The 6,189-nt window shown below is 41.2% G+C and carries 6 protein-coding genes; all 6 read left to right on the plus strand.

Translation table 11 applies throughout. The features are described from left to right. Positions 1-11: 11 nt before the first annotated feature. Positions 12-1,232, plus strand: coding sequence for a vWA domain-containing protein (locus IQ270_RS26940; protein ID WP_193976230.1), 1,221 nt, complete (start codon positions 12-14; stop codon positions 1,230-1,232). Then, positions 1,196-2,053, plus strand: coding sequence for a hypothetical protein (locus IQ270_RS26945; protein WP_193976225.1), 858 nt, complete (start codon positions 1,196-1,198; stop codon positions 2,051-2,053). Before IQ270_RS26940 ends, IQ270_RS26945 begins: the two co-directional genes overlap by 37 nt. A 47-nt stretch (positions 2,054-2,100) precedes the next feature. After that, entirely contained in the window at positions 2,101-3,021 is a 921-nt protein-coding gene (locus IQ270_RS26950) for an ARC6/PARC6 family protein (protein WP_193976226.1), read from the plus strand. Beyond that, positions 3,018-4,457 (plus strand): serine hydrolase, encoded by a 1,440-nt coding sequence (locus tag IQ270_RS26955; protein WP_193976227.1) that lies wholly within the window; start codon positions 3,018-3,020, stop codon positions 4,455-4,457. The genes IQ270_RS26950 and IQ270_RS26955 overlap by 4 nt, the downstream gene beginning before the upstream one ends. Before the next feature lie 42 nt (positions 4,458-4,499). Then, positions 4,500-5,960 carry a VWA domain-containing protein gene (locus IQ270_RS26960; RefSeq protein WP_193976228.1) on the plus strand — a complete coding sequence of 487 codons (1,461 nt, stop codon included), beginning with the start codon at positions 4,500-4,502 and terminating at the stop codon, positions 5,958-5,960. Between the two features lie 41 nt (positions 5,961-6,001). After that, the coding region (locus IQ270_RS26965; RefSeq protein ID WP_193976229.1) for a hypothetical protein at positions 6,002-6,189 on the plus strand (188 nt) is incomplete at its 3' end.

A 6,189-nucleotide genomic window follows, 5' to 3' on the forward strand; every position in this document is an offset into this window, starting at 1 on the left:
TAGCTCTTTCTCTGGGAAATCCCGCCTGGAGTCAGGTAAAAACTGCGGAAATTGTCGGTAAGCCCACAGTAGATGACGATCGAGTGACTGTCCGCATAAAAGTCAAAGATGCTAACGATAAACCTGTGATGGGTTTACAGGATACAAACTTTAGTTTGATAGTCGATCGCAAACCACTGAAATTTCGCGGGAAAGATTGGAAAAGCCCCGATGAAACCATACCACCTCCGGCTTTCATTATTGTGCTGTTAGATTACAGCGGCAGTATGCAGCAAAAAGACAGTCAAGGTACTAGCAAGATAGAAGGAGCGATGAAAGCCATTCGAGAATTCACGACAGAACTTGGGAATCGTTGCCCCAAGAATTCAACGGTTGAATGTCCCAAACCCCAAGTGTCAATTGTTCCCTTTGGTGACGCAGGACCGAATTGTGCAGGGAATCCAGTTAATCAGGATGTATTAAATAAATTTTTCCCGGCTGGGGATTTCAAATTGAATAATTATCTGGAGTTCCTAGCTGGTCAAAAACCTTGTGCTTCTACAAATATTTATGAGCCCCTGAGTAAATCGATTCAGTTTTTGGCTGCCGACGATCCGCGTTTTTCTGTACCTGAAGATTCTAATTTGCCGCAGCCAAGACTGTCTGTTGTTTTGTTATCGGATGGCTATCACAATAAACCTAATGAGGAGCGAGATTTCAATAATTTATTAGCACTATTGAAGCGCAATGAAAAAATCACAGTCCACACTTTGGGTTATGGTTTCACACCAGCCCAGTTGGGGCAAAAGTATGGTTTAGGGAGACCGGCTAAACGTTCTGATATTGGTAAGGGCGATCGCAAAGTTCCTGAAGAGGAATTTGTGGATGAAAACCGCTTAGCAGAAATAGCGAAGGTGACGGGTGGTATCGCTGAGTTTTCACCTAATTCTCAAGCGGTGGCTGAGAAGCTGAAATTATTTATGAATGCTCTTTTGGGCGAGTACGAAATTAGCTACCAGCAGCCGGATGCCGAACGCGGTTCTAAGCATGATGTTGGGGTGATAGTTCAATCGGATGGTGCTTCTAAAGTGCAGTCAGAATCAGCATCTTATACGATCGCAGTTTTTGGGCGATCGCTCCCATTGAATACTCGTATCATCATGCTGCTAGCGGTGTTGGCAGTTATAGGTGCAGGGGGTGTTTTACCCTTTTGGCTATGGGCAAATCATTTAAAGCAAGAAATGGAGAATTAGAGATGAAAAGCCTTCATTACTTCACAAAAATATTGGCTAACTGTTTACTGTTAATTAGTTTTGGGTGTGCTGCTATGCCTAACATTCAAAATCAATCTTTAACAACTTCAAAGGGATGTTTAGACAAACCAGAATTGTCACTAGATAGTCAAAATGTGAAACTTGTCGTATTAGGAGAGCAGATGTTAACAGAATCTGGAATTGTCAGTCAAAGTAAATCGATAGGATACGCCTTTGAAGCCAAGGCTAATCAAAAACTGACCTACAAAATGGATAAAAATGTTTGTATTTGGATTTTCACGCCAGATAATCAACTCTTAAATACAGGAGTTTTACCAACTACTGGAAAGTACATAATTCAAGTATCTGCACCACAAGGATCTACAACTGTTGACTTATCTATGGGTTTAGATGTTGCACAGACTTCTCCACCAAGTACACCTAATTCCTCAGCAGTGACATCCGCGCCTTCTCCAGAAAATATACCTAATTCTGCCCCGCCTGCCAATACCACTGCTACTCGAATTTCCCGATCGAATTTTCCCAAAGCCAGTTGCGGAGATCCTCTACCTACCAATCCTAATGATTATCCGGTTGATTTTTATCCGGTTTACCTACCCGACAGCGAAGCTAATTTACAAATAGCGCAACGCTTTTGTCAAGATGCCTTATCGAAAAGAAGAAAAGATAGTCGAACAAGAGCAGTTCAAGTAGCTGCATTTACTAGCAAGCAAAGAGCCATAGAGTTTAGGGATTTTTTGAATTCTGAGACTAGCGGTGCAAGCATAGCACCTTCTACAAGAATCCAAAATAAGCCTTGAAAATCAACTACTTGGACTGACAGTAAATCTTAAAAAATAAAAAAGCAATGAAACTGAACAATCTTTGGCTGTATTTAATGTTGATAATAATTGGTGGATGTAGTGCTGCTTCTTCCAATCCCAATTCTAATGCAGGATTTGCTGGTAGCACTTGCGCCGAAAAACCTGCAAGCACTTTATACTCAAAAGATGTCAAAGCTATTTCCATAGCTACTTCTGGAACTACCAAAGAAACCTGTCAAATTAATACGGGTAAATCTTTAGGTTATACCTTTGAAGCTCAATCAGGTCAAAAGCTCAGCTATCAAACTAAAGACGATATTTGTATTTGTATTTTCACACAGGATCTTACTCTTTTGAGCAATACAGATTTGCCCAAGTCAGGAAAATACACGATCCAAGTTGCAGCACCAAAAGGCAGCACAACTTTTAACTTAGAAATGAGTTTAGGCACTTTACAAACATCTACAAGTCCTGTTTCTCCTGTCCCTTCTAGTCCCCAGGCGACCTCTAATAATCCTCCAAATATACCTAATAATTCTCCAAATACATCTCCATCGAATACCAACAGTAGCGGGTTAACTCAAGATCAAGCTAGTCAACTAATTGCCAATTGGTTAAATGCAAAGTCTCAAATATTTTCTCCTCCTTTCGATCGTCAGTTAGTAGCAAACTACACGACAGGTCCACTATATACAGATATCACTAAACCCGGAGGTTCGATTGATTGGTTAAACAACAATAATTCCCGCTATGACTATAGAAACTCTCGCATAACTAAAGTTTTCTCTTTTGATAATTCAGGAAATCAGCCAGCAATGAAAGTCCAAATTTATGAAGAACGTACTCTTTATGGACCGAAGGGAATTGACTCGAACCAATCTGGTTCATCTACAAAAAATTACATCTATTTCTTTTCTTCGGAAAACGGTTCTTGGAAAATTTATGATTACAGGACTGCTGAATGATGCGAAACAGAATTAGTCAAATTAAAGACTTTTCATTGGCAATGCCATTTATTCCCTACCTTTTCTATCTGGTTATACCCACCTGTTTGATAGGAATTATGTTTTATTATCTGACTAATAACAAGGTGAGCGATACAATTTCCTGTAAGACCAACAATCAACTTGGCTTAACTCAATCCAATCCCCAAAATATCCAAACAGATATCAGAAGTGGTGAAACTACTTGCTATCATTTTGATGGTGTTGCAGGGCAAAATATAATGATTGATACCACTAGCAAAACTGCTTTGTTAACACCAAATAATAATCAGTTAGTATTGCTAGGTACTTCTCAATACACTTTACAAGAGACAGGAACTTATACCCTAAAAGTTACTTCTTCTAAGGATAAAGAACCCTATCAACTTAAGATAGCACTAGACAATCAAGGAGCGATCGCCACTTTTCCAGCAGGCGCAAGTAAATATCCCTCCTCTTCTAATCCTGATTCTACTGTTAGAACGCAACTCAGTTATAACGTCAAAAATCCTCCATCTTTTAAGTCAGACTGGCAACTGCAAAAAATTGTTGATGCTATTTTGGGTACGATCCAAGCTCAAGGTTTATCAACGAGTAATTTATCTATCAGTCTTGTCAAGCTAAGCGATAGTAACTGCTGTGCTTATGGTTCCTATTCAGATAACCAGGCTATATTTCCTGCTAGTGTATCTAAGCTGTTCTGGCTTGCAGCACTGTATGGACAGTACAACGCAGGTATTCTTCCTGAAGGGACAATCTCGGAAGGGGAAATTTATAAAATGATCCAAGATTCAGATAATGAGCCTGCTAGTCGTGTTGTCGATACCATAACTGCTACAGAATCAGGTACAGAACTAACACCAGAAGAGTTAAAAAATTGGATTGACAAGCGTCTTTGGGTGAATCATTTTTTTGAAACAGCAGGATATAGAAATATTAATGTCAGTCAAAAAAACTTTCCCATTCCTTACTTAAAACTCCAAAAGCCGGATAAGGGTAGAGATTTACAAATTAGAGGTAAGGGTACAGTACCTATCAGGAACTACTTAACCAGTTTTGATGTGGCGAGGCTTTTATATGAAATCGATAGCGGTCAAGCGGTTTCAAAAGGACATAGCACGAAAATCAAAAAGCTATTAAGCAGAGACTTAAACCCTGATGTCTGGAAAAAAAAGGAATACAATTCTATTGCAGGCTTCTTTGCCGAATCATTACCTCAAGATAGCCGTGTATTTTCAAAAGTTGGGTGGACTTTGGATAGCCGTCAAGATGCGGCAATTATCGAAAGCCCTGACGGAAAAGTGCGCTACATATTAGTAATATTTGCTGACAATCGGGGATTTGCGGATAACTGGAAAATCTTTCCAAATATTTCGCGACAGGTCTACGATCGCATGGTTAATTACAGGTCAAATTAATAGTGATATCTCGTAAATGTTTAAACAATAGGAGAACGCAAAATGCAAAACCTTTTCGGACAATTAAGACAAAAACTTAGCAAACCCATACTTTTTGGCCTCTACGGAGCAGTCGGTTGCCTAGGTGCAGCAACATTATTAGGTGAAGCTTTCCTAGCACTAACCAAACTTCCACCAACTCCCCGATCGCCCCAAGCCATCGTCCTATTAATCGACTGCTCCGGGAGCATGAATGAGAACAATAAACTGCAAGAAGCTAAATTAGCCGCTCAAAGTTTCGTGCGGCGACAAAACCTCTCTCAGAATCGCATTGCTGTTGTCGGCTTTGGGAGCAAAGTTCATTCAGCAACGAGTCTGACTTCAGATATTACAACTCTTGAACAGGCAATTTCTGGGTTAGCAGATGGAGGTAGTACACGCATGGACAGTGGAATCAGCGCGGCCGCAGAAGAACTAAAGTCTAATTCCTTCAAACGTAATATTATCCTATTTACAGATGGAGTTCCTGATGCTAAATTCCTGACCTCACCCATAGCCCAATGGGTGAGATTTCAGGGAATAAATATCGTCGCTGTAGCAACTGATGGTGCTGATACAGGCTATCTTGCTGAGATTACAGGAAACCCGTCCCTAGTTTTCTATGCGAATTCTGGCCAGTTTGAACAAGCGTTTCAAGAAGCAGAAAAAGTAATTTATAGCAGCCAACTCGTGGAGTCTGGTGCAACTGGCAATTACGGTTTAGTTTATTCCATGTTCCGCATTGGCGGATGGACAGCACTCCTAGCGATTGGCACATCTTTAGCTCTGATTGCCGGCCAAAACCATTACTTGCGCCGCCGCCTCCTCACACCCAGCGAGGGAAGTATCGGTACTGCGGGTAGCCTCGCGGCGGGAGTTGCAGCAGGGGCGGTCGGGCAACTCTTATTTTTACCCGTTGCTGGCATCCCGATTCTTGCCCTTGGTGGCAGAGTCATTGGCTGGACTATCCTCGGCACCTTCCTCGGCGGCGGAATGTCGTTTTTTGTCCCCAATCTCGAAATCCGTCGCGCCCTACAAGCTGGAGGTATTGGTGGTGCCGCTGGGGCGATCGGTTTCCTATTAGTTTCTGCCATTTCTGGAGATTTGGTAGGGCGACTGGTGGGTGCTGCGATCGTCGGTTTTTTCATTGGTTTGGCGATCGCCCTAATTGAAGATTTGAGCCGAAGAGCGTGGCTAATCGTCCATTGGACACCTACAGAACAAACCCCCATCAATTTAGGTACAACACCTGTAATTTTTGGCAGTTCAGAAGATGCTCACATCTACTTGCGGAAAGACTTAGGTTATCCGCCTGTTGTAGCCAAAATCTACCTGGAATCAGGAAAAATCATTATGCAGTTTGATGAGGAAATGCAAAAACTCAAAGGGATGAAAATCTTGAGGCACGAACTAGCCAATGGCGACAGGAGAAAAATCGGAGAGGTGATGATTGAAGTAAAAACTGCTATGGAGAAGTTGCTATGAATTGGAGAAAAGGTGATCGAACTAAAATTCGGATACTACTAATGAGTATTACTTTATTAGTATGTATTATTTTGAATAATTGGATGCCTGCTTTATCACAAGCTACGAGATTGTATGTAAGCATAGGCCATAAAGCACGGGATAGCAAAATAGAAATTTCTGCATTAGAAAAACTAAAAATAGGACGACAGTGGCAAGTTTTTGATTTAGTTGATAAGCAATATTTGGG

It is taken from the genome of Microcoleus sp. LEGE 07076 (assembly GCF_015207455.1).
Classification (GTDB): Bacteria; Cyanobacteriota; Cyanobacteriia; order Cyanobacteriales; family Microcoleaceae; genus Microcoleus.

Bases quoted from the DNA above. Each gene is read 5' to 3' on its own strand.
- IQ270_RS26950 (WP_193976226.1), top strand. From the start codon at position 2,101: ATGAAACTGAACAATCTTTGGCTGTATTTAATGTTGATAATAATTGGT.
- IQ270_RS26955 (WP_193976227.1), top strand. From the start codon at position 3,018: ATGATGCGAAACAGAATTAGTCAAATTAAAGACTTTTCATTGGCAATG.
- IQ270_RS26960 (WP_193976228.1), top strand. From the start codon at position 4,500: ATGCAAAACCTTTTCGGACAATTAAGACAAAAACTTAGCAAACCCATA.
- IQ270_RS26945 (WP_193976225.1), top strand. From the start codon at position 1,196: ATGGGCAAATCATTTAAAGCAAGAAATGGAGAATTAGAGATGAAAAGC.